At 71.7% G+C, this 23,448-nt stretch carries 17 protein-coding genes; all 17 read right to left on the bottom strand.

Annotated elements, in window-relative coordinates; translation table 11 throughout:
• Nucleotides 1-2,540 precede the first annotated feature (2,540 nt).
• The 17 genes from D7V97_RS17710 to D7V97_RS17630 are packed head-to-tail and all read right to left on the bottom strand — an operon-like array spanning nt 2,541 to nt 23,257.
• A complete protein-coding gene (locus D7V97_RS17710) occupies nt 2,541-3,494 on the bottom strand; it encodes an IPT/TIG domain-containing protein (protein WP_120611825.1) in 954 nt (317 codons plus the stop codon).
• 47 nt (nt 3,495-3,541) lie between these two features.
• Entirely contained in the window at nt 3,542-4,837 is a 1,296-nt protein-coding gene (locus D7V97_RS17705; RefSeq protein WP_120611824.1) for a hypothetical protein, read from the bottom strand.
• A 3-nt stretch (nt 4,838-4,840) separates the two neighbouring features.
• Nucleotides 4,841-6,316 carry a hypothetical protein gene (locus D7V97_RS17700; protein ID WP_120611823.1) on the bottom strand — a complete coding sequence of 492 codons (1,476 nt, stop codon included), beginning with the start codon at nt 6,314-6,316 and terminating at the stop codon, nt 4,841-4,843.
• Nucleotides 6,313-9,084, bottom strand: a complete 2,772-nt coding sequence (locus tag D7V97_RS17695; RefSeq protein WP_120611822.1) for a phage tail protein — start codon at nt 9,082-9,084, stop codon at nt 6,313-6,315. The genes D7V97_RS17700 and D7V97_RS17695 overlap by 4 nt, the downstream gene beginning before the upstream one ends.
• A 2-nt stretch (nt 9,085-9,086) precedes the next feature.
• Nucleotides 9,087-11,369 (bottom strand): baseplate J/gp47 family protein, encoded by a 2,283-nt coding sequence (locus tag D7V97_RS17690; protein ID WP_120611821.1) that lies wholly within the window; start codon nt 11,367-11,369, stop codon nt 9,087-9,089.
• A gap of 6 nt (nt 11,370-11,375) precedes the next feature.
• Nucleotides 11,376-11,768, bottom strand: a complete 393-nt coding sequence (locus D7V97_RS17685) for a GPW/gp25 family protein (protein ID WP_120611820.1) — start codon at nt 11,766-11,768, stop codon at nt 11,376-11,378.
• A 4-nt stretch (nt 11,769-11,772) separates the two neighbouring features.
• Nucleotides 11,773-13,320 carry a hypothetical protein gene (locus D7V97_RS17680; protein WP_120611819.1) on the bottom strand — a complete coding sequence of 516 codons (1,548 nt, stop codon included), beginning with the start codon at nt 13,318-13,320 and terminating at the stop codon, nt 11,773-11,775.
• Complete coding sequence (locus D7V97_RS17675; RefSeq protein ID WP_120611818.1) at nt 13,320-14,024, bottom strand: phage baseplate assembly protein V; 705 nt, start codon at nt 14,022-14,024, stop codon at nt 13,320-13,322. Before D7V97_RS17675 ends, D7V97_RS17680 begins: the two co-directional genes overlap by 1 nt.
• Nucleotides 14,021-15,100, bottom strand: a complete 1,080-nt coding sequence (locus tag D7V97_RS17670) for a phage late control D family protein (protein ID WP_120611817.1) — start codon at nt 15,098-15,100, stop codon at nt 14,021-14,023. Before D7V97_RS17670 ends, D7V97_RS17675 begins: the two co-directional genes overlap by 4 nt.
• Nucleotides 15,101-15,118: 18 nt before the next feature.
• Nucleotides 15,119-15,298, bottom strand: coding sequence for a hypothetical protein (locus D7V97_RS17665; RefSeq protein ID WP_120611816.1), 180 nt, complete (start codon nt 15,296-15,298; stop codon nt 15,119-15,121).
• Between the two features lie 25 nt (nt 15,299-15,323).
• Nucleotides 15,324-16,049: a peptidoglycan-binding protein gene (locus tag D7V97_RS17660; RefSeq protein ID WP_120611815.1), complete on the bottom strand. Its 726-nt coding sequence runs from the start codon at nt 16,047-16,049 to the stop codon at nt 15,324-15,326.
• Nucleotides 16,049-16,537 carry a phage tail protein gene (locus D7V97_RS17655; RefSeq protein ID WP_120611814.1) on the bottom strand — a complete coding sequence of 163 codons (489 nt, stop codon included), beginning with the start codon at nt 16,535-16,537 and terminating at the stop codon, nt 16,049-16,051. The genes D7V97_RS17660 and D7V97_RS17655 overlap by 1 nt, the downstream gene beginning before the upstream one ends.
• Before the next feature lie 3 nt (nt 16,538-16,540).
• Entirely contained in the window at nt 16,541-19,345 is a 2,805-nt protein-coding gene (locus D7V97_RS17650; protein WP_120611813.1) for a hypothetical protein, read from the bottom strand.
• Nucleotide 19,346: 1 nt separating this feature from the next.
• On the bottom strand, nt 19,347-19,799 hold the full coding sequence (locus tag D7V97_RS17645) for a phage tail protein (protein WP_120611812.1): 453 nt from the start codon (nt 19,797-19,799) through the stop codon (nt 19,347-19,349).
• A gap of 20 nt (nt 19,800-19,819) precedes the next feature.
• Nucleotides 19,820-21,775, bottom strand: a complete 1,956-nt coding sequence (locus D7V97_RS17640; RefSeq protein WP_120611811.1) for a phage tail sheath subtilisin-like domain-containing protein — start codon at nt 21,773-21,775, stop codon at nt 19,820-19,822.
• 10 nt (nt 21,776-21,785) lie between these two features.
• Nucleotides 21,786-22,697 (bottom strand): hypothetical protein, encoded by a 912-nt coding sequence (locus tag D7V97_RS17635; RefSeq protein WP_147444847.1) that lies wholly within the window; start codon nt 22,695-22,697, stop codon nt 21,786-21,788.
• Complete coding sequence (locus D7V97_RS17630; protein WP_158623384.1) at nt 22,694-23,257, bottom strand: DUF4255 domain-containing protein; 564 nt, start codon at nt 23,255-23,257, stop codon at nt 22,694-22,696. The genes D7V97_RS17635 and D7V97_RS17630 overlap by 4 nt, the downstream gene beginning before the upstream one ends.
• Nucleotides 23,258-23,448: the final 191 nt, after the last annotated feature.

Here is a 23,448-nt window from a genome sequence, read left to right as displayed (position 1 = left end):
GAGTTCGTCGGCAGCGTCAGATGTGTATCAGAGACAGCGCCAGGAAGAACAGCCCCAACATGCCAGCCGTCCCCTTGCCGCCGCCCATGCGGCGGCACCCGCAGCTCGGATGGCCACCATCGGGCTTGGGGTCCACCGGCTCGCCCGGCTTCATCGGGTTCGGCTTGGACACCGGCCCCTTGGCGATGGGCTGCCCCGCGACGAAGACCACGACGTTCGTGTTCGCGTCGATGCCCTTGATGGTGATCTCATACGTGCCGTTGATGAGCGGGTCGCGGATCTCCGTCACCTCGCCCTTGCCGTCGATGCGCACCTGGATCTGGTTCTCGAAGCCCGGGCCCTTGAAGTTCCCGACCGCGTCCTTCGGCGTGAAGCTGATCTTGAAGGTGGTCGGTTCCACCGTCTCGCTCTTCACTTCGGACACCGTGCCGTCCGCGCCCACCACCACCGTCGTCTCCACGGTCTCCACGCGGTGGATGAGGTCGCCCGTGTCCGGGTTCTTCATGTCCAGCGTCACGTGGAAGCGGTAGAGGCCCGGCGTCTTCGTGTCGTCGAAGTCCAGCGTGTAGCGGCCCTTGCCCTGCGGCACCAGGTCGAGCGAGGTCTTCTCCGTCGTGGTGCCCAGCTGCTCGGCCACCTTGGGGTCCAGCAGCAGCGCGTCCACCTTCTGCTGGTACGTCGTGCGCGGATCCGGGCTCTGGTCCGGCCGGGTCTCCGGATTCTTCGCGTCGCGCAACACGGTGCCGATGGGCGAGTTCGGGTGCTCCACCCGCGCCGTCAGCTTGCCGTCAATCGTCTCCAGCGGCTTGCCGTTGAAGGACAGGTCCACCGCCAGCGTGAGCTTCTCCCCGGCGACGTGGGGCGTGCCCAGCACGCGGGTGCGCATGTCCAGGCTCCGCTCCTCCGCCAGCACCGTGAACTGGAACGGCGTGGGCTGGATGACCGTGCCCGTGGCGATGACGCCACCGTCGTGCGACCTGCCCTCGATGATCTCCCGCACGGCCATCAGCTTCCAGATGCCGGGCTTGCCCGTGACCGGGATGTCGATGCGCTGGGTCGTGTACGTGGGGCCATCCATGCGCGCCGTGGGCCGGACCTGGACTCCATCCGGCGAGATGATGCGCAGCGACAGGCCCTGCTGGTTCGTCGCGCCCACCGTCGCCAGGGTGATGAGGGCATTGCGCACGGAGCCGTCCAGCAGCACCGACGTCGTCACCGAGTTGGTGCCCTGGGGCAGCGAGCCCGACTGGTTCAGCGCCAGGGTGAGCGTGTTGCCCTTGAGCGCTTCGGTGAGCTGCGCGAGGAAGGTGGCGGGCAGCTCCGTGCCGCGCGTCAGCTTGTGCGTGCCCGCGGTCTCCGCGGCGATGCGCTCCAGCAGCTCCGCCCAGGGCGACGCGATGTCGCCCACGGACACCGTCAGCATGGGCAGGCACTGCGAGCGCAGCGCGACCTCCAGGGAGCCGCCGGTGCCCGTGATGCCGCCATCCGTGTCCAGCACCAGGTAGGTCGCGTTGTCGCCGGACATGGCCCGGCGGACCAGCGGATCCACGTTCTGCATGCCGTCCGTCATCACCACCACGGTGGCGTCATTGCCCGGGAACTTGTTGCGCTGGTCGATGGCGATGAGCAGCCCCTTGCCCAGCGCCGTCAGGTCCTTGGGCGACTCCCCGAGCACGTCCGTCTCATAGGGCTTCCAGGCGTGCGTCGGCCCCGGCACGGTGGTGCCGCGGCTCACGTAGAAGGGGCCGCCCAGCGCCTGCGCGGAGTTCGTGTCGAAGTACACCACCCCCAGCCGGTCCTTCGCGTAGCCGGAGTTCGGATCCGTCGTCGCGCCCTCCGTCGCCCAGTTGGCGACGAACTGCCCCACCGCGGACTGCAGCGCGCCGAACCGCGACACCATGGCGCCCGAGGCGGCCGGGAGGCTCATGCTACCGGACTGGTCCAACACCAGGATGAGGTCCATGGGCAGCCGGCCCATGTCCACGCCACCGGGGGACACGGGCATCGTGATGCCCTTCACCCGCCGGGACGCGCAGCCGCAGTTGGTGACGGTCTCGCCCCCGCTCAACACGGAGGTGGCCGCGAAGCCCGTCGCCCCGAAGCCGACGACGGACGCGGGGATGGCGGTGAAGTTGTAGGTGTAGTCCTTCTCACCCGTCTCGCCCGGCTTCGCCGTGCAGAGCTTGTCCGGCGCCGTGAAGAAGCTGAATGTGCTGATGCTCAGCACCGCGGTGCGGTTGTCCTGGCGGACGAACAGGACCATGTCGCCGCCCAGGGGCGAGGGGATGGCGCCAGGGCCGGGGTCCTTGAGTGGGACGAAGGTGCCGTCCACGGTGATGCCGGCGGCGCCTCCAGCGGGGGGCAGGTCGGCGCTGAACTGGAAGTTCACGCGCACGGCCGCGACGGGCGGGTTGGGCGCGGTCGAGGGGATGTGGAGCTGCGCTGCGCCCGCCACCCAGGGCAGCACGAGCAGGGACAGCAGCAAAGGCAGGACGGTGACGCGGGTTCGACGAAGCATGCGCTTTCCTCGGGGCTGAGGCCTAGGGCGTGAAGATGCTGATGGTGTCGTTGGCATCCGGGATGGACTCCACGCCGTTGACGGACACGACGACGGTGAAGGCCTTGAAGAAGCCCGAACGCATCCCCGACAGGTTCGTGGGGATGGTGACGGTGATGCTGGTGGGGGTGACCTGCTTGGGCGTCACGCCCGTGGCGGGCTCGCTGCTGAACTTCACCTTCACCGCGCTGACGGTGGAGCCAAAGCCCGTCCCGGTGATGATGAGGTCCTGTCCGGAGACCGGCGGAGAGGGTGCGAAGGCATCCAGCGTGGCGTGCTGCACGCCGGTGGGCGCCTGGACGGTCACGAAGCCGGTGGTCTCCTTGCCCTCGGCCGTCTTCACCTTCACGGTCACCTGCACCGCGGGCTCGCCCGCCTTGGGCGCGCCGGTGAAGTTGCTGGGGACGACGACGAAGAGCGCGGAGGTGCTGCTCTGCCCGGAGGGCGCCGCGGCGGCCGTCCCGTTGAAGGTGACGAGGTTGTCCGAGGGCAGCACGGAGAAGTTCTTCCCGATGATCTGCAGCGCCTCCTTCACCGGAACCTGGAGCGGGCTGAAGGTGGTGATGACCGGGTCCTGCGTCGTCCCCCCGCCGGTGGTGGGCTTGGCGGCCACCAGCAGGCTGACGGCCGTGCCCGCCGCGACGCGCGCGCCTCCCGCGGGCACCTGGCCAATCACCCGGCGCGTCTGGTTGGCCGCGTCGTTGGGGTCCACCGGCTGGCCGAACGCGTCCAGCAGGTTGCCGCCCAGCACCAGGTTGTTGCCGGGAATGGCGAGGATGGCCTTCGCGCTCGCGAGCGTCTGGCCATACAGGTTGGGCACCACGACGGGGCCTCCCCCCGCCGCCTCCAGCAACGCCTTCACCTGTTGGATGAGGGCGTTGAACTGGTCGGCGGTGATGAGGTCGCCGGGTTTGACTTCATTCAATTCGTCGGCCATCGCGATCTCCTCGCGGTCCGTGAGACGCCAAGAAGCAGGGGGGAAGGTCAGGGCAGCGCGAAGTTTCCGAAGCTCCAATGCGCGGCGTCGTAACGGGGGTCACCCAGGTAGGGCATGTAGCCGCTGGAGAAGACGAGGTACGGCTGCGGCTTCGTCGCTCCCAGCTGGGCGGCCTGGTTCTCCTGCACCACGTAGAGCCAGAGCAGCTCCTTCTTGCTCAGCTCCAGCGGGGGGAAGGCGAGGGACAGTCGCAGCAGCGATTGCAGCCGCGCGCCCTCGATGTTGATGGGGGGCTGCCGGGTGGTGAGCCCCTCGAAGAACGTCGTGACACGGAAGCCCACGGAGCCCTGCACGTCCGCGAGCGGCAGCACCCCCGCGGCCGGCAGGAACTTGAAGACGTCCGTGGCCTTCACGAGCTCCGGGCTCACCTGCCGCAGCCGGTCCAGGTGCTCCTGGAACTGGAGGAAGGTGGCCTCGCCCTCGGCGGCGCGGCGCTCGCCCAGGCCCACGGACCAGCGACCCGGATGCGCCACGCGCGCCAACCGCCGCCGCGCGGACCACAGGTCCACCCAGCGCAGCCCCACGCCGTCGCGCCAGTGCATCACCGCCAGCGGCACGTCGCAGGGCGTGAGGAAGTTCGGGCGCAGCTTGTCGATGAGCCCGTAGCCTCCCGCCGCGGCCTGCGTCTCCGTGGGCGTGGCGAACGGATCCAGCACGAAGGCCTGGGACTTCACGTCCGTCGTCCCCAGGCACTGGTGCGCCACCTTGTTGCGCAGCGTCTTCTCCTGCGCCAGCGCCAGGTCCGCGGTGGACACGTCCAGCCGCAGCAGGCGGAAGCGCACGCCCTCCACCAGCACCTTCGCGTCGCACCCGGACTGCACGCCGCCCAGGCCGCTGGCCACCGCGCGGCCCTCCCTGCCGTAGGCGGGAGCCATCACCAGCAGGTACACGCCGGTGCCGGACACATAGACGCTGCCCGGCGGTGAACAGGCGCCGAAGGCCCCCGTGCCCGCCGTCGCGGTCGCGCCTCCGGAGGCCTCCACCGCGCCCTGGAGGAGCGACACCTCCACGGGCTGGAGCAGCTCCATCGCCTCGCCCTCGCGGTTGACGCCGAGGCCCGGCTGCACCGTCACCAGCGGCGTGGTGGGGGAGTTGTCCTGCGACAGCGACACCTCCAGGCCGTAGGCGACGCCCTCGCCCAGCGCGCGGCCCATGCGCTGCTGCGCGGCGTCGCGCGCGGTCTGCTCCTGGCCCAGGTCCTCCGCGGACAGGAGCCGGCCGTTGAAGAAGTTCGTTGAGCGGATGCCGTCCTTCAGGAACGGCGTGTCCAGGGCGATGCGCATGGGCTACCTCCCTCCCCCGGTGCGGCGCGAGCGGCTCGACGCACGGGACGGCGGCGCGGGCGGCGCGGGCGCGCGGGCGGTCTTCAGCGGCGGGGCGCCCGCGAAGTACTGGCTCACCTCCACGATGAGGCCCATGGACGCCATCGTGGCCTCGGCCATGGGGTCCTCCTTCTCGCGGAGGCGGATGCTGATGCCGTCGGAGTCCAGCGCGAGCACGGTGACGGTGGGCATGGCCAGCCCCAGCCCCTCAGGCTCCTGGAGTCCCACCTTCACGACGTACTGCCACGCCTCCGGCTTGAACTGGTACCCGTCGAAGGTGAGCCGCGCGAAGCCCTTGGCCACCTTGTCGATGCGCAGGTTGTTGTAGCCCTGCACATTGGTGTCCCCGAAGGCCGCGATGGGCAGCGTGCCCGCCGCGACGATTTGATACGCCGGCAGCGCGGGCGGGTGGTGCACCGCGGACGTGTCCCAGAGCGGGCCCGCCAGCGCCCACTCCTGGAGCAGCCGCAGGTGCAGCAGGTACGGGCGCTCGTCCTCGAGGACGGGGAGCGGCGCCTCCGCCTTCACCACCCAGTCCGGGCTGCCCAGCTCCTTGACCACGTGCACGTCGACGGCCGCGAGCAGCACGCAGTCCACGTCGGAGTCCGGCTCGGCGGACACGGGCTGCTGACAGCCCTGCGCTTCACCCAGCCAGTTGGGCCGCCACAGCGCGCGCAGCTCCGTCACCCAGACGCGCAGCGCGGAGCGCAGGTAGGCCTCCACCTGCGTCGCCGGCACCTTCATGGGCGCCGCGGCGTCATCCAGCCAGTCCGTCTCCGGGCCCAGCGGCGAGGGCGGCACCACCGCCGCGCGCAGCGCCGTGAGGAAGTCCGCCTCCGACGTCACGTCGCCCGAGGGCGTGTCGTCGCCCACGGGCACGACGTGCGTGCGCAGCCAGCGCACCAAGTCCCGCACCGCCTGCTCCTCGGTGGGCTCCTGGGGCGGGGTGAGGCGCAGCTCCAGCTTGAAGTCGTCCGTGACGCGCGAGGGCGCCATGGCGTCGTCCTCGCTGCGGCAGGGCTCGCCGGGCACCGGCACCGGATCCGTGAGGCACTCGCGATAGGAGAGGACGACCCAGACGCGGACGGCCTCGTCCTCGTTCGGCGTGATGGCGGTGCCCTGCGCCTTGAGCCAGTCGTTGAGCGACGCGCACTGCGCGGGCGTGACGCGCACCAGTTGCCCGCGCGGACTGAGCGCGGTGCCCGGGGACACGCGCACCTCCGGGCCCCGGGCGCCGAGGCCCGTGGTGACGGCCAGCCCCCAGGCCGTGCCGTACCCGAGCAGATCCCGCGCCTGCCAGCGGTCCCGCTCGGACTGGTACGCGAAGTCCTGGATGAAGTCGTCGACGCCCAGCACCATGCCCAGCACGTAGTTGACGTGCTTCGTCGGGTCGGCTGCGGCGCGCTTCGCGGAGGTGGAACTCGGACCAAAGCCGCTCATTGGATGTCGCTCCCCTGAATCTCACGGCGCCCGAGCGGATCCCTTCCCAGGATGCGCCGATCCACGGCGTCCTGAGGGGGCCTCGGGGCCAGATAGCTCTCTGCCAGGTACTCACGTCCGAGCCGCATGGCGGGCATCAGCTCGGGGGCACGGCTGCCCAGGTCGACCAGGGTGTCCACGCCCAACCGGGCCTCGCCCACGCGGAACATGGCCCAGTAGAACTTCACGTCGAACACGGTGTGCGCGGGCTTCTCCAGCTCCACCACGCGCAGCGCCCGCTCCAGCCGGTCGCGCTGCTCCTGCGCCGCGCTGCCTCGCGGCACCGGCAGCACCACCGTGAACCGGTGCGCGGCGGCACGCACCGGCAGCACCACCGTCTCCAGGTGGTACCAGTCCACCTGCGCGGGCCCGTCCGCCGGAAGCGTCGTGGGCAGCAGCGCCTGCGAGATGTCCGTGAGGCTCAGCCCATGCGCCAGGTTGAGCGCGGCCACGCGGCCGTAGCGCCGGGCCAGGAACTCGCGCCAGCGCGGCGCGTCCGCGTCCGTGGCCGCCGGCACGAAGCCCAGCACGTCCAGGCTGAAGTCCCGCCACACCGTGGCCTGCACCGCGTCCGTGGGCGCCCGCAGCGGGAAGCCCTCCGGCAGCGCCTCTTCCGCCACCCCGGCCGCCGTCAGCGCGTCGCGGAAGCGGGTCACGAGCTGCACGCGGCCCTGGCCCGGCTCCCAGCGCGGCGCGGGTGACACCACGCGGATGCCTCCCAGCTCCGAGGGCTGCGTGCTCTGGAGGAACGGCGTGCGCGCCGCGCGGAACTTCTCCACGATGCGCAGCTGCGCGCGCGTGGGGTCCACGTCCTCGGTGAAGACGGTGTCGTCCACGCACTCGTCCAGCGCCAGCCGCAGCGCCATGCGCAGCCCGCGCGCGGTGCCGCGCCACTGGAAGAAGTCCAGCGTGTGGCGCAGGAACAGCCGGCGCCGGGGCTCGTTCCACGCGGGATCCAGCACCACGCCGAACCACGAGGCCAGCCACTCCAGCGCCTCCGGGGGCGCGCTGCGCGCGTCGAACAGCACCTGCGCCGCGGCGATGCGGTCCTCCACCGGCGTGAGCAGGCCCTCCACGTTGGCGAGGAAGCGGTCCAGGAAGCTGGCCGACTCCGGCTGCTCCCCGTAGATGGCCGGCAGGTAGCGCGCGGCGTAGGAGAAGCGCGGGTACCAGACGCGCATCGCGTGCAGGCGCGGCGTGCTGCCCCCGCCTCCGTCCAGTGTCAGCTCCACCTGCGCGTAGCGGCCCTTCGCGCGCTGGAAGAGGATCTCGAACGTGCCCCGGTGCGTGCCGAGGGGGGCAGGGGAGAAGGGCTGCTCGGAGCCGCTCGCGCGCTTGAGCAGGGCGGGCTCGTCGGAGAAGGGCACCGACTCCAGCTCCGCCTTCTCGTTGGCCGCGCGGCTGCGCACCGTGACGGTGGCGCCGGGCGGGATGACGGCGTCCAGCATCAGCCGGTGCCACACGCACTCCGGCTCGCGGCCGTCCAGCACCGCCGTGCGCAGCGTGGCGCTGGGGACGTAGCGGGGCCGGCGCTGCGCGACGAGCGGGATGAAGCCGTCCGCGAAGTCGTAGAAGGCCTCCTGTCCGAAGGCGATGAGCCCCTTGCCGCCGAAGAGGCGCAGCGGCAGGTACTCCGGCTGGGCCACCGCGGTGAGCTGTCCGGCCGGCGTGTCGTGCAGCTCGAAGACGAAGGCCTGGTTGCCGTCCTGGCCCACGACGTACAGCCGGTCCGGCGCGCCCTCCACGCCGCGCACCAGCGCCATGTCGTGCGCCACCAGCTTGAAGTCGGCGGCGGGGCCCGTGTCCGGCAGCAGGTCGCCCACTTCCAGCGGTACGGGCACGCCGTCCAGCACGCCGTCGCGGAACACCCACAGGCGGCTGTTGTCCACGCCCCGGTCGAGCACCAGCACGCGGCCGTCCGCCAGCACCTCCACGGAGACGGGGTCCACGGTGGACACGGGGCCCGGGGCCGCCAGCGACACGGGCGTCGGGAAGGTCTCCGCGGCCGTGCGCCGCGTGTAGCTGCCGTCCCGCGGCTGGAACGGATCCACGACCTCCGGCTCCACTTCCGTCTCGCCGCCCGTGCGCACCGCGCGGAAGGAGGCATCCAGGTACCAGAGGCGACGGTGCTCCCGGTCCAGCACCACCGCGCCGCCATCCGGTGACGCGGCGAGGTCCCACGGCGCGAAGCCCGCGGGCAGCGCGGGCCACAGGTATTGGAGCGGCGGACCTCCCGCGTGCAGGTCGAACACCAGCAGGCCCGCGGGCGCGAGCGTGCCCACCACGAGGTAGTGGTGGTCGGTGACGGTGAGTCCTCCCAGCGGCGGAGGCGTGGGCGCGGGCGGCAGCGCCACCGGACCGAAGCCGCCACCCTGGGGCGCGGGCAGCGGTTCGGGCGCCACGGGCCAGAAGTCGGTGGTGCGCCGCGAGCCGCTGGAGAGCACCTTCACCGTCCGGCCGTCGGCGCCAATCCAATAGAAGTTCCCGTAGCGGTCCCTCGCGGCGCCCCTGCGGTCCTCCAGCTTCGGCAGCCGGTCTCCCGTGCCCGTGACGAACTGGTACAGCTCCGCGCGCAGCGACACCTCCGCGCGCACGGCGTCCCAACTGAGGTCCGGCGTCGTGCCGGACACGCCGTCCCAGCCGTCGGCCAGGGAGTGCCCGCCGCTGGAGCACCGGCCCCAGTCGTCGCGTCCGAGCAGCAGGTGGAAGCGGGTGCCGTTGGCGTCCATGCTTACCGGCACTCCTCGGGGACGACGGGGACGGAGACGAACGGACGCTGCGCGCCGGTGGGCACCGTGCCCGTGCCGCGCAGCTCATCCAGCGACGGCGCATCGCCCACCGCCACGGACACGCCCGCGAGCCTCGGCAGCCAGAGCCCCAGCATCGGCACGCTCTCTTGCTCCGCGCCCGTGGGCAGCCCCAGCCTCACGCCGCGCACCCACGCCACGCCCGGCACGCGGCTGCACACCGCGGACAGCTCCAGCGCCACCACGGCCTTGCGCAGCGGCCAGCCCCGGTTCACAGGCGAGGCCAGCAGGTCGGTGCCCGGAGGAGGCAGCGGCGAGAGGAAGTCGCGCAGCGCCTGCGTCACCGCCTCGCGCACCGCGGCCTGCGACACGCCCGCGACGACGTCCACGCCCACCGTCACCCAGATGGGCTGGTAGGCGGGCCGGCGCACGAACACCTCCGTCGTCACGAGCCGCCGGGGCGCGAGCCAACACGCGATGGCGTCCAGGAAGCTGTCGGGTCCGGCCGCCTCCGGCGGATCCGGTTCGTAGCGGGGAATGGCCACCACCGTCACGGAGCCCGGCGCGTCTCCTGGCTCGTTGGGCGACAGCAGCGGATGGAAGGCGGGCAGCACCTCCACGCGCCCTACGGCAATGCCCGGCGTGCGCAGCGTCACCACCTCGAAGTCCTGCGCCGTCACCAGCCGGTCGCGGTGCTGGAGGAAGCGCGAGACGTGCTTCTCACCCTCGCTCACCCCTTCCGCGTCCGCGCCGCCCCAGGTGGGCAGCGCGTTCTCCACCTGCACGCCCGGCGGGAGCGAAGGGCCGCTGGTGATGGCGCCCGGCCCCACGTTGCCCGCGCGTCCCTCGCCGTGGTCGTAGTCCACGCGCAGCGTCGCCCCGAGCGGCGGGCGCATGCCGTGCGCGCCGTCACCGAAGCGCAGCTCCCCGGCCTCCGCGTCCACGCTGAAGACCTTCACCGGCGCGCGGGCCTGCTGCTTCGAGCCCGGCGGCAGGCGCGGATCCGGCACCGCGACCTCCGGCCCCGCGCTCATCAGGTCGTCCGTCTCCGTCCAGTCGGAGTCCACCGTGCCGTTGGCCGCGATGACGGTGAGCCGCACCGACCCCGGCACTACCGGTACACGCGCGAGCTTCACCACCTGATCAGGCTCGCCCGTGCCCGTGGGCAGCAGCTCACCCGTCACGCGCTCCCGCTGCGTCACCGGCGCCGCGTTGATGCCCGTCCACAACAGCTGCGTGGCGGCGGGTGCGGTGCTGGTGATGCGCACCCACGTGAGCACGCGCGCGGCCTGCTCCTCGTTGTCCAGTGCGGGCGGGAAGTCGCGCGTGCCCGCCTCCAGCGGATCCAGGTTCGACCACAGCGACAGCTCCGCCTCGGTGGCGGGCAGCGGGATGTCCACCACCACCGGAGCGGAGGGCACCTCGGTCGTTGCCAGCGTGCGCCAGCTCGCGTTGCGCAGCGCGGGGTCCTCCGGCAGCACGCCGCCCGGAGGCAGGCGCGGCAGCTGGAACTGGAGCACCGCGGCGCCGGTGGGGTTCGCCTGTCCGCCCGGGGGCAGCCGCCGCCCGTCGGCCGTCTCCGCGGGCACGATGCCCAGCGTCAGCACCTTGCCTTGAATCGCTTCACGGGCGCGCTTCAGCGCCTCTGGCAGCTTCTTGTCGGCGGGGCGCAAGAGCAGCGCCACCCAGAGGGACTGGTCCAACGCGGTCGTGCCCAGGTCCAGCGGCTCGGTGCCCCGGGGGGAGAAGGGCGTCGTCTCATAGAACTGGAGCGCGTCCAGCGGCGCGGGCGGCGGCTGGGTGGCGGTGAACGACGCGTAGAGCTGCTCGTAGTACGCCTTGACGCGCTCCTCGGGCGCGACGCGACGCTTGTAGAAGAAGGCCGCCTCCACGGGCAGGACGTCCAGCCCGCGCTCGGTGCGGAAGGGCACCTGGCCCGCTCGCACCTCCACGCCTTCCGTGAGGGTGAGGGCCAGGGGCGTGCCGCCGCGCTCGTTGCGCAGCACCACCATGCCCCGCGCGGAGGACGCGGGTTGCAGGGGGACGCCGAGCAGCTGGAGGAACTTCTTCCGGTTGCGCTCCGGAATCTGGTTGGCGCGGTAGAGCAGGCTCTCCGTGAGGAAGGCGAACAGCTCCAGCAGCGTGACGCCCGGGTCGGACTTGTTGAAGTTGGTCCACTCGGGGTTGTGCAGCGGGATGCGCGCGAGCGCTTCATCCAGCAGCTGCTGGTACTTGCGGTCGTCGATGGGCGGGAGTGTGAGTGGCACGGTGGCTTACCCCGCGAGCGTGACGCCCAGGCTGATGCGCTCGCGCGCCCCGGTGGCGACGAGCTTGTAGGTGATGATGGCGGTGGCGGTCCGGGCATCCCGGGGGTCCTCCTCCACGCTGACGGACTCGACGGCGATCCGCGGCTCCCACTGCGCGAGCGCGCGGGTGATGCGCTCCGCGATCTGGTGCCGCGTCGTCACGGTGTTCGGCTCGAAGAGGTACTGGCCCAGGCTGCCGCCGAACTCGGGCAGCAGGATGCGCTCACGCTGCTGCGTGGTGAGGATGACCTGGATGGACTCGCGCACGTTGCGCTCGCCCTCGGACCATTGGAGGCGTCCGTCGGGGCCCACGCGGGGAGGGAAGCTCAGTCCCCGGCCCAGCAGTTTTCCGGCGTCCATGCGGCTAGCCCTCCTTCGCCTTCGGCAGGCAGATCTTCAGGAAGGGCATCCACCAGAAGATGATGTTGAGCAGGCTGAGGAAGATCATCAGCACCATGAAGGCGCACAGCGTGATGATGGGGATGGAGAACATGCACAGCTCGCCCAGGTTGAAGGACGTGCCCGCGTCGAGCTCCCCGTCCATCGTCTTCTTCAAGTCCCCCACGCGGGACATCTGCTTGCGCAGCCCGGACGACAGCGCGAAGCCGACGTTCTTCTTGAACTTGCGCAGGCCCCGGATGCTCGTGTCCACCGGCAGCACGATGCGCACCGGTCGGCCCGGCGCGTCCGGGTCGAAGAAGGGCGCCAGCCGGAAGTCCGCCGTGGGCGCGCTCACCACGGGAGGACACAGCGGCCCGCAGCCTGGCCGCAGGTACACGCACCGCAGCACGTAGTGCGTCTCGCCCGGGTCCTGGAGCTTGCCCACCGGCACCGGCTCCGACGGCAGCGTGTACGTGCCCGTCACCGCCGCCTTCATCAGCGCGGCGCGCAGCAGCTCCGGCGCCAACGGGGAGGTGCGGAGGTTGTAGGCGATTCCCGCCGTCTCTCCCGCCGCCAGTTGCCCGCGGTGCTCCCACGCGAAGAGCAGCGCCTGACGCCACGTCGTCGCCGTGCCGCTGTCCACGGGCGGGCCCTGGAGCAACGTGTACAGGTCGCCGGTGGGACCCGGGGGCGTGGTGTTGCCGGGGAGCGCGTCCCAGAAGGCGGGCAGCCGCGTGGACAGGAACGACGCGAAGTCCAGCAGCAGGTAGCGCGACACCTCCTGCTGCTTCGCCTCCTGGTCGTCGATGTCCGCCTGCGGGGTGCCGCCGGGCAGCGGCTTCCACAGCTTGAGCTGCTCGTAGGGGCCCGTCACCTGCTGCTCGGCTTCGGACTTCAGCGCCTCCTGCGGATCCGCCGCCTGGAAGGAGCCCGCGGCCTCGAAGGTGGCCTGGCTGGAGGTGGGGACGAGCCCCACGGCCATGCGCCGACGCTTGCCGTCCACGGTGAAGTTCACCGGGAACAGGGGCAGCAGCTCCTCTCCCGAGGCCAGCAGCGCGGACTGCGCGGCGGAGAGCGGAGCCCAGACGCGCCGCTGCTTCTTCGCGTCGGTCGGATCCACCACCCAGGCTTCTTCGGTGTTGCCCGCGCCCCGGCGGCGCATCACGAAGCCGGCCTTCTCCCCGCGCGTGGGGTCCACGACGTGGTCGGGCAGGCCGGGCAGGCGGCACACGAGGCTCGCGGCCACGAGGTAGAAGCGGCCGTGCGCGGGCTGGTACAGCTTGAGCGGCGTGCTCGCGGGGTCCGCGGGTTCACCCGGGAAGCGTTCGCGGTGGCTCTCGTACTTCGCCACCAGGTCGCGCAGGTCCGGCCGCGCCTCGCCCTGGAGCCGCTCCGCCAGCTCCTCCATGAAGCGGTCGGACTCGAACTGGAGGAGGCCGGGCGCCTGCATGCGCGATGGGTCCGCGCTCGCGCTCCCCCAGAGCGTGGACGCCGTCACCCACTGCACGGGATGGGGAAGGGCCACCGCCATCACCACACGTTCCCCGCGCCCGGGGTGTACGAGGCGCTGACCACGCTGTTGGTGATGATCGTGTCCGCCTGCACCACGCCGCTGAACTTGGACATGCCCGCGTTGACGGTGAGCATGCCGGCGGAGATTTCGGCGGTGCTGGCGTTGACGGTGACCTTGGCGGACGCCGTCACGGTGACGCCGCTCGCCTCCAGCTTCACGGAGTTGCCGTTGCTGTCCTTCACCTCCACGGTGCCGGGCCCGTCCTTCAGCGTCACCGTCTGGCCGCCGGGCGTCTTCAGCTCCAGCGTCTCCTGGCCGTCCGTGTCGTCCAGCGTGATGACGACGCCGTTGCGCGAGTGGAGGACCTTCTTCGTGTTCTTCGCGTCCATGGACTCCGGCGGTGCGTCCTTGCCGTTCCACAGCCCGCCCACCACGTAGGGCCGGCGCGGGTCCCCGGCCTCGAAGCCGACGAGCACCTCGTCGTCGGGGTCCGGGATGAAGAACGAACCGCGCCCGCTGCCCGCCATCAGCGTGGCCACGCGCGCCCACGCCTCGTACCGGTCGCTGCCCGCGTCCGGCGCCCACGGCAGCGCCACCTTCACGCGGCCCTGGCGCTCCGGGTCCTGGTTGTCCACGACCTTCGCCGGGTAGAGGCCATAGAAGCGCCCTCCCAGCCCGGAGGCGGCGCGCTCGTCGGTGCGCAGGTCCCAGGGGGAGTTCATGACGCCTTCCCCAGGCCGGGCCGCTCGGCGACGAACTCCGTGCGCAGCCCCTTCGCGCGGTCGAAGAGGTGCTTCACCTCCACCAGCGTGTACTTGCCGTTGAAGAGCGGGCCCACGCCCGTGAACTCCACGCGGCCCCCCACGCGGAGCTTCGCGTCCGTCTGCGCGGTGCCCCGGCCCACGACGAAGCGGCGCGCCAGCTGCCGGTAGGCTGACTCCGCATGGGCTCGGGCCTCATCGCTGCTCAGCGGCACGGTGTGCACCACGGTCTCCTTGCGCTCCCCCAGCTTGGAGGACGTCAGCAGGCTCGCGCCGCTCTCGTCGCTGCCCAGCTCCGCGCCGAGCACGGACGGTCCCGCCTCGCTCGCCATCACGTCCTTGGCCTGCACGTCCCAGCCGCTCACCTTCACCGACGAGCGCTGCGTGGCCAGGTCCGCCGTCACCACCAGCTCCTTCAGCTCGTTGCCCAGCCCCAGCTTCAGGGCCTGCCCGCTCGCGCGCGCCGGGCGCTGCTGCACGTGCAGCGTGCGTCCTTTCATCCACAGCTCCGCGTCCACCGCGCGGCACCGCTCGCGCAGGAAGGCGAGGTCGCTCTGGTTCACCTGCGCCAGCACCTTGTGCTTGGGGCCGGTGACCTTCACCTCTGGGGTGAGGCCGTGCTTGCCCGCGAGCCGCTCCATCACCTGCTGGTCCGTCACGTCCACGTACGTCGCCGTCCGGCGCGTCATCCGCAGGTCCTGGAGCCGGTCCTCCACCAGCACGGTGAGGGCGGGCGGGGTGCTCTCCAGGAAGGCGGCCTCCAGCGCGGTGATGCGGCCCTCGAAGAGGACGTCGGTGCCCAGCCGGACCTCGAACGCCTTTCCGAAATCGATGAACTTCCGGTCGAAGTAGAGGAAGTCCGTGCCGCCGTCCTTCGGGCCCAGGTTGCCGAACATCACCTCGCACCGGTACAGGCCCTGCACCGTCTCCTCGATGCACAGCTCCAGCAGCCCGAGCCCGAGCGCGGCCTGCTCCTGCCCGTCCACCTTGAAGGTGGGCTGGGCGCTGCGCAGCTTGGTAGCGGTTCCGTCGGCCATGGGTGGGGGCGCTCCCGGTCAGTGGGCGCGAACGCGGGACGCGCGCTCGCGGTGACGGGCCAGGGCACGGGCCAGGTCGGACGCCTGCTGCACGCCGGAGGTGGAAGGCGCCTCGCCTCCGGCTCCGGAGCCCGACGACGCGGGCGCGGCCGGCGCCGGCGCGGGGGTGATGTCCAGCTCGTTGATGACCACGGCCATGGTGTGTGTGCCTCCCCGGTGACGGTTACCGCTTCACTCCGATGTTCACGCCCACCTGCAGGTCGATGAGCTGCCCCGCCACGAGCTGTCGCGGGTTCTCGATGCCGTTGGCGCTGGCGATGGACTGCCAGTCACCGCCCTTGCCCTGGCCCGCCGCGAGCCCCTGCACGGTGGAGCCCTGCGGCGCGGGCGTCATGGGTGTGGTGCCCGGGGGCTTGCGCGGCGCGCCCGGAGGCGGCGCGTCCGTGGGGCGGAAGACGAAGGCGGTGATCTTCTGCTGCGTCAGCCCGAAGGAGACGCTCGCGCGCAGGGGCTTGCCCTCGGGGGAGAAGAACTCCAGCGACTCCTCCATCGACTCCATGATTCCGTCGAACTGGAAGCTGCCCCACAGGAAGCGCACCGCGGGCGGGACGAACTTGTCGCCCTCCTTCTTCGGCGTGATGAAGAAGGCGACCTTCTTGGTGAGCAGTCGCACGTCGTCCACCGCGCCGGACTGCCCCTCCGGCTGGCCCGTCACGTCGAACCACAGCTGCACCGCGAGCTTGGTGGTGCCGGCGCCCACGAACTGGCGCGCGGGCGTGCCGCGCTGGTCGCCACCGCCCGAGGGCGTCTGCACCTGGTTGGCGAAGCTGACCTTGAGCGTCTCCGGGTTGAACTGCACCTTCGCCCAGGTGTCGTCCTCGATCTCGTGCTCGAAGTTGGCGTCCAGCTGCCGCAATTCGGCCTTCGCCAGGGGCGTGGGTTCGGGCATTACGCGCCTCCTCCGGACAGCCGCTTGCGGGTGAGCGACTCGTAGGCGATTTGAAGCTCCTCGATGGCCACCATGCCGTCCTTGGCGTTGAGGGGCGGCGCCTTGAGCTTCACGGGCAGGCAGCGCGACAGGATGAAGCGCGCGCGCTCCTTCTGCGCGGGGCCGGGCGCGAACACGATGACCTCCGCGTTGGCGCGCAGCCGGGGCCGGCGCTGCACCTCTTCAAACCAGTCCCACAGGTCGAAGCTGGCCGTCATCCCGCGCTTGAGCGTGAGCTGCCCGAAGTTGAGCGCGCCCGTCAGGCGCAGCTGCCGCCCGTTGTTGCCGCCCTCGCGGATGGTCTTCACGTCCATCGTCATCTCCAGGCCGTCGCACTCGGAGAAGGCGGCGCTGCACGCCTTGGTGATGACGTCGGGAATCTCAATCTCCACCGCGAACGCGAACGCGGTGAAGGGGGCGATGACGGTCTCGTCCTGCGTGTTGGCCATGGCCTAGCGCGCCTCCGTGACGAGTCCGCGGTCGCCGCTCTGCACGAGCCGCACGTTGAGGAAGGTGAGGGGCAGCGACGGCGCCACCTTGATGTCCACGAAGAAGCGCCCCTGCTCCATCTGCACGGGCGTGTTGAGCGCGTCGCCCGTCACCACCTGGAAGGCGCCCTCGCGCGTGCGGCCCGCGAAGGCGCCCCGCACGAAGAGGTCCCCGAGCAGCGCCTCGAAGCCGCGCTGCACCAGCCGGTGGAAGCTCGCGTCGTTGGGTTCAAAGACATACGCCGCGCCCAGCTTCAGCGCCGCGCGCCGCAGCAGGCTCAGCAGCCTGCGCACGTTGATGGGCCGCACCTCCGGCGTCACCGCCAGCGTGTCCGCGCTCAGCGTGAGGAAGGCGCGCGGCTCCTGGCGCACCACGTTCACCTGCGCGTCTTGCAGGTCCAGCAGGCGCTCGCGCGACAGCGGCGGGGTGAGCGCCACCACCGCGCGCCACGGCTCGTTGGCCGGGGCCACCCACGCGCCGCGCTCCACCGCGCGCTTCGCCAGCACGCCGCACGCCATGCCATCCGGGGGCATGCGCAGCGGCGCCGTGGGCTGCTGCTCCTCGGAGACGAACGCCCACGGGTGGTACAGCGCGCCGTAGCTCAGCGCGTTCTCCTCCGCGAAGCCCAGGGCCGGTACGACCTCGGACGTGCCGGTGAGCGGCGACTGGAGGGAGCCCACGTGCTCGATGGCCGCGTCTTCGCGGAAATGCTCCGGCAGCCCGAGCACCGCGAGCACGTCCCCCCGGGCGCATGCCAGCCGCAGCAGCGCGCGCTGCACCGCGAGCAGCGGCTTCGGCGAGTACGCGGACACGGGCTCCAGGTTCCACCGCACCCGGGGCGCCACGGGGACGGCCACGCCCGGCGCATACGGTCCGGAGACGGGGCCCTGCTGCGCGCGCACGCGGTAGTACCAGGCCCCCGAGGTGCGCCCGTACAGCGTGCGCTCCAGGGCCGGGCCCCGGTACAGCTCCACCGCGTCGCTGAAGTCCGGGCGCGTGGCCTCTTCCAGCACGTAGACGAGGTCCGTCCCGGTCACGGACGCCCAGCGCAGCGTGAACGCCTGGCCGGCCACGGGCTTGACCGGGTCCGCCACCAGCGGCGCGGGCGCGGCCGGCATCACGAGCGCGCAGTCGAGGAAGGTCCCCCACGCGGGGGCCGCGGGCGGCTCACCGGGCAGCGGCGCGGGCGGGGTGGGCGTGCTCGCGCGGACCCACGGGCGGTGCACGGCGTCCGGCACCGCCACCAGCGTGACGTCCTGGCGGCCCAGCAGCGAGTGGATGCCCTTGAGCGCCCGGGGCTGGCTGCTCTGGTAGCGCAGGAAGTCCGCCTGCGCGAGCAGCGCCTCCGTGCCCGTCTCACGCACGTCCGCGTCCAGGAACAGGTCCGCGCTGAACGTCGCCAGCCCGTCGCGCTCCAGCGCGTCTCCCGGAGGCGGCGTGCAGCCGAGCCACCCCTCCGGCACGTCCGTGAGCCCGAGCGGGAACGAGAACGCCTCGGCGTCATTCGCTGGCGTCGGCCCCGCGAGCGGGAAGCGCGACACGGGCACGCCCTGGCGCCAGTCCTCCGGCAGCCGCACCTCCGGGGCACGTCCGGGCAGCGCGTCCGCGTCCTCGTCCCGCGCGCGCTCCACGTCCGTGGGCAGCGCCGCCCAGTGCCGGGGATGCGCGGGGCACAGGCCCAGCCGGTCCAGCCGCGCGGGCTGCTCCGAGCCCCGCCGCGTCCACAGGCTCAGCGTCAGCCGCTCGCAGACGACGGACAGCGAGGTGGGGTTCTCCGGCGCGGCCACCAGCACCCGCGACGCCAGGCCCGACACCCGCACGGTGCCCGTGCCGGGGCTTGCGCCATGGCCTGGCTCCAGCGACTCCACCACCAGCCAACGCTCTCCCGGAGCAGCACTGTCCACGCGCAGCACCGTGCCGGGCGCGGGCGCGGACTCCGGCGGCGTGTCCAGCGTGAGCGTCAGCGTGCGGCGGCCGGCGAGCGGGCCCGGATCCTCCACGTCCGTCACGTTCAGGGACACGGGCGGTCCCTCGCCGCGCGTCCACTTCGCGGTGAAGGGGGCCGTGCCCAGGCCCACGCCCGTCTGCAACCAGCGCGCGCGGGACGTGCGCACGCGCACCTTCACCCGCCGGGGCGCCGACCCGGACGCGGGCAGGGCCTGCATCGCATCCAGCGCCTCCGCGGTGTCCACCGGGACGAGCAGCGCCATCGCCCCGTCTCCGAGCGTGAGCCGCAAGAGGTCCCCCGGCGCCACGCCTCCGGGCATCGTCACCTCCAGCTGCACCACGGTGCCCAGCGCGCTCCACGGGCCCAATTCCAGCAGCTCGCGGGTGACGGTGGCGGACACCTGCACGCCGTCGGTGCTGCTGCCCTCCGAGCGCGCCCGCGCCACGCCCGGCGTCACCGCGCCAGACTCCAGACAGCGCAGCACCCCCGGGACGGGGAAGGTGTTGGCGCGCGCCTGGGGCCCCGCCACGCGCACCACCCAGCAGCGCCGGCCGCCGTTGCGGAAGAAGGCCCGCACGGCGGAGGCCAGGTGCGCCCTCACCGGCTCCCCGCGCTCGGCGTCCCAGGCCAGCAGGGGCGCCTCGCCAAACACCGCCTCGAAGTCCGCCGGGTCCTCCACCGCCACGGGCACGTGCAGCGGCCCGGAGTCGGCGAAGCCCACGAACGCCGCCACGTCCATGCGCGGCAACACGTCCTCGACGGGCGGTGCCTGCACCTCGAAGCGGATGCCGGGGAGGCGTCTGGCGGCCGGGCGGCTCACGTCACTCCATCTCCAACCGCTCGTACGCGATGGTGAGCTCTTCCATCGCCACGTCCGTGCCCTTCGCGTTGAAGGGGCCGCTCACGTGCTTGATGATGCGCGCACGCAACAGCTTCCACGTCTGCACCACCGCCGTGTGGTCTTCGTTCTGCAACTGGATGGTGACGGTGCGCAGCGCGTTGGGGTCGCCGTTGCGCAGTTGATCCAACCACCGGTAGAGCGTGAGCGAACCAATCACGCCCCGCTTCATGGTCACGTCCGTCGCCTTGTTCAGGCCGGTGATCTTCCGGACGCTGTTCTCCTTCTCGTTGCCGTTGCGGTACTCCGCGACGGTGACCTCCATGCCCACGTTGGAGATCTCCTGGAAGCCGGCGTCGGCTCCGTCCGTGGAACCCGTGCCCAGGTCCACCAGGAAGTTGAACTGCACATAGGGTCGCTCTCTCAGGACAGCCATTGCCTAAACCTCCCGGGGGGTTACTTCCGGTCTCCGGTCCACTGGCCGATGCGGAAGATGACGAACTCGGCCGGGCGCAGCGGCGCCACGCCGATGAGGCAGACCAGCCGCCCGTTATCCAGGTCGTTCTGGGTCATGGTGCTGCGGTCGCACTTCACGAAGTACGCCTTCTCCGGCTTGTCACCGAGCAGCGCGCCCATCTGCCACTCGTTGAGGAGGAAGTCCTCGATGGTGCGCCGCACGCTCGCCCAGAGCTGGTCGCCATTGGGCTCGAACACCGCCCACTGGGTGCCCTTGTCGATGGAGCGCTCCAGGTAGGCGAAGTAGCGGCGCAGGTTGACGTACTTCCACTCGGGGTCGGAGCTGGTGGTGCGCGCGCCCCACAGCCGGTAGCCGCGCCCCTCGAAGTAGCGGAAGGCGTTGATGCCCTCGGGGTTGAGCACCTCCTGCTGCGACTTGCTCAGGTTGGACTCGAAGCCCAGCGCCAGGTTCACCACCTCGTTGGCGGGGGCCTTGTACACGGCGCGGTTGATGTCATTGCGCGCGTAGATGCCCGCCACGAAGCCGCTGGGCGGCAGGAAGATGGGCTGCCGCGTCACCGGGTCCAACACCTTCACCCACGGGTAGTAGAGCGCCGCGTAGCTGGAGTCGATCTTCGCCCGCTGCGCGCGCACCTGCCCCAGCGTCTGCCCGTTGCCGCTGTCCAGCACCGCGATGCGGTAGTGCATCCGCTGGCAGTGGCTGATGAGCAGGTTGATGATGCTGTTGGCGTCCAGCGAGTAGCCGCCCTCGTAGTTGAAGGTGGAGCCCGGCGCCGCGACGATGGAGATGTCCTCCAGGTCCTCGAACTGCACCAGCCCCGTCTTGCGCGTGGTGTTGACGACCTGCTCGCCCTGGTACTCGTCCGCCGTGGGGCGCTCGCCGTCGTTGCCACCCTGGAGCAGCACCTCCACCGTGCGCTGCAAATCAGTGGAGTCCGGGTTCTTCAGCGCGTCCGACACCGTGGGCGTCACCCCGGTGGGCGTGGCCTTGAGCAGGGCGGCCAGGAGCGCCAGCCCGTCCCCCAGGTCCGACCCCGGCGCGATGACGATGGAGATGTCCCGGTTGCGCTCCAGGTCCGTGGCGTCCACGTTGAAGCGCGCCTGCAGCGAGTCCTCCGCGCCGTCGCGCGCGTGCACCTTGTCCAGCGCCAGCCCGGCCCACACCTGGGACGACGCCGGCTCATCCGTGGGGATGACGGCCACCGTCACCGTGATGACGCGCAGCTGGTTGCCCGTGTCGACCAGGGAGGACAGCGCCGTGGCCGTGCCCGTGGCGGGTTGCAGGTCCCAGTCCTGCGTCAGCTCGTTCCAGCGCGCCTGGTAGAAGGTGCCCGGGTCGGGCGTGCCGCCGCCGGCGGTGGTGAAGTCGCGCAGCACCACCACGTCCCGGTCCTGCAGCGAGCTGACGCGCGGCTTGCCGCCCTCGAAGGACAGCACGTTCTGCCCCGCGCGCAGCGTGAAGCGCACGCGCAGGTTGCCGGACGAGCCCGGGTAGCGGCCGTAGACGAGCACCTGCTTCTTGGCGTCCGCGGCCTCGCCAGCCAGGAGCCCGCGCGCGTGGCCGTCGTCATAGGACGGGTTGGTGGCGACGAGCGCGGTGGCGGACTCGAAGCCGCCGTACTTCCGGGAGGTGCCGGCCTGCTTGCGGAACACCCGGCCCACGTAGAGGCGCTTGCCGCCCTCCTCGAAGAAGGCGCGCACCGCGTGCCAGGTGTAGTTGTGCAGCGTGCCCGCCGCCTTGAAGCCGAGCTGCCGGCGGCTGCCGTAGACGCGCTCGAACTCCACCATGCTGGTGACGAGGTCCGGCTGCAGGTCCACCGGCCCGTACCGCGTGGGCCCGATGAAGCCGGTGGTGGTGGTGCTCACGCCCTCGATGGACTTGGCACGGAACGAGGTCTCTTCGACGAACACACCGGGAGCGAGATATTCGGGCATCGGTCTTTTCCTAGGGGAGTGAACCCGTGGAGGTGATCCACAGCCGGGAGCGCGGCGCGTCCTGGGTCTTCAGGACGAGCTCCTGGCCGTATCGCAGCGTCGGTTCGAGCAGCTCCACGGAGCTGTCCGTGTCCGTCCAGGCCCACGAGGAGGGTTGGGTCAGGGTGTCGCAGACGTCCGGTCGCGCGGGCACGGGCGTGCGGCGCGCGTAGAAGACGCGCACCTGGAGCGCCCACGTCTGCTCCAAGAGCGGCGGCCCCGCGGGCAGCGCCGGCGTCTCCCCCAGTGGGCCCGGAGGGAAGTCCACCGGCGCGGGGTATTGGAAGAAGAGGGCCAGCCGCCCCTGCGCATCCGCCACGCCGCGCACCGGGGCGCCACCGGCCGCCGTGGCCTCCACCCGCGCCCACGCGGCGGGCACCTGCGCGTCCGCGTCCCACAGTTCCGCGCGCAGCACGGCCAGCGGGCCTCCGGACACGCGCGTGGGGGCGGAGAACAGCGGCACGGCGGGCGGACCGGGCAAAGGCGGCGCGGGCGGCAGGCCCGGGCAGGTGAGCTGGAAGAGGCCGGGGAAGGGCAGCTCCACGTGGAAGGAGCACGGCAGGAAGCGGCCTTGCGTGTCCTCCACCTCCACGGTGAAGGGCTTGCGCTCGGGGTGGGACGCCCACCACGCCGCGTCGCCCGCGTCGCCGGGGGGCACGCCCTGGCCGCCGTACTCCAGGTCGCGCAGGCCCGGCAGGTCCATGAGGACGTGCACGCCGGAGCGGTTGACGATGGACGCGCGGCGCGCGCCAGGCTGGCCTTGCGGGAACGCGCTCACCTGCAACCCGTCGCCCACCAGCGCCCCGGTGACCTCGTCGCGGAAGCGCACGCCCAGCGGCGTCACGCGCGACAGCACCTCCAGCCGGTGCACGGGCGGCCTCACTCGGTGCGCTTCCCGAGGTCGAGGACGCGCGTCTGCACCGGCGGGCCCTGGGTGTCGGAGATGGCGGACTCGATGAGCACCATCCGCGCGATGTACGTGACGGACACCTGGAGGTTGGGCTTGCCCACCTCCCAGACGTTGAGCAGGTCCTGGATGGAGAGGGTCTCCTGCACGAGCGTCACCGTCTCGTCCGGCAGGAAGGTGTCCGTCTCCGGGCGCCCGTAGTGGTTGAGGAAGCTGGCGGTGAGGGTGGGCGTGTCCTCGAGCGTGCGCATGCTCCACCCCAGCAGCCGGTGCTGCTTGGCGGCCGTCTTCGCCCACGGCGTCAGCATGAAGCAGAGGTCCACCGGCAGCGGCCTGCGGGTGCGCCGCCCTTGCGCGTCCTCGCGGCCGGTGAGGTTGCGGCGGGTGGTGCTGGGGACGACGCGGTAGAGGAAGAGGGACACGCCCTCCTCCATCGGGGCCTTGAAGTCGCCGGCCTGGTACAGCTCGAACTTCGCGTTCTCGAACTCAGGCTTCGGGCACGACTGTTCCAGCAGCGCCAGGAGCGCCTGTCCCACTGCGGAAATGGCCGCGTACGTCGCCAAAGATGGAAACCCCCGCTTGCGTCGCCCGCCGTCCACCCTGCCCAAGGGGATGAACGAACCGTCCGCGGCTTCACAGCAACACGCGGGCCAGCCCCCAGGGGTGCGAGAACCGCCGTGATTCCGGGTGCTTGGGGACACCGCCGCGGGGACGGGGAGGCGTGGGG

Source organism: Corallococcus sp. CA053C, assembly GCF_003611675.1.
Lineage (GTDB): Bacteria > Myxococcota > Myxococcia > Myxococcales > Myxococcaceae > Corallococcus.
Note: the sequence above shows the minus strand (reverse complement) of the source record. Positions and strands in the feature narration are given on the sequence as shown.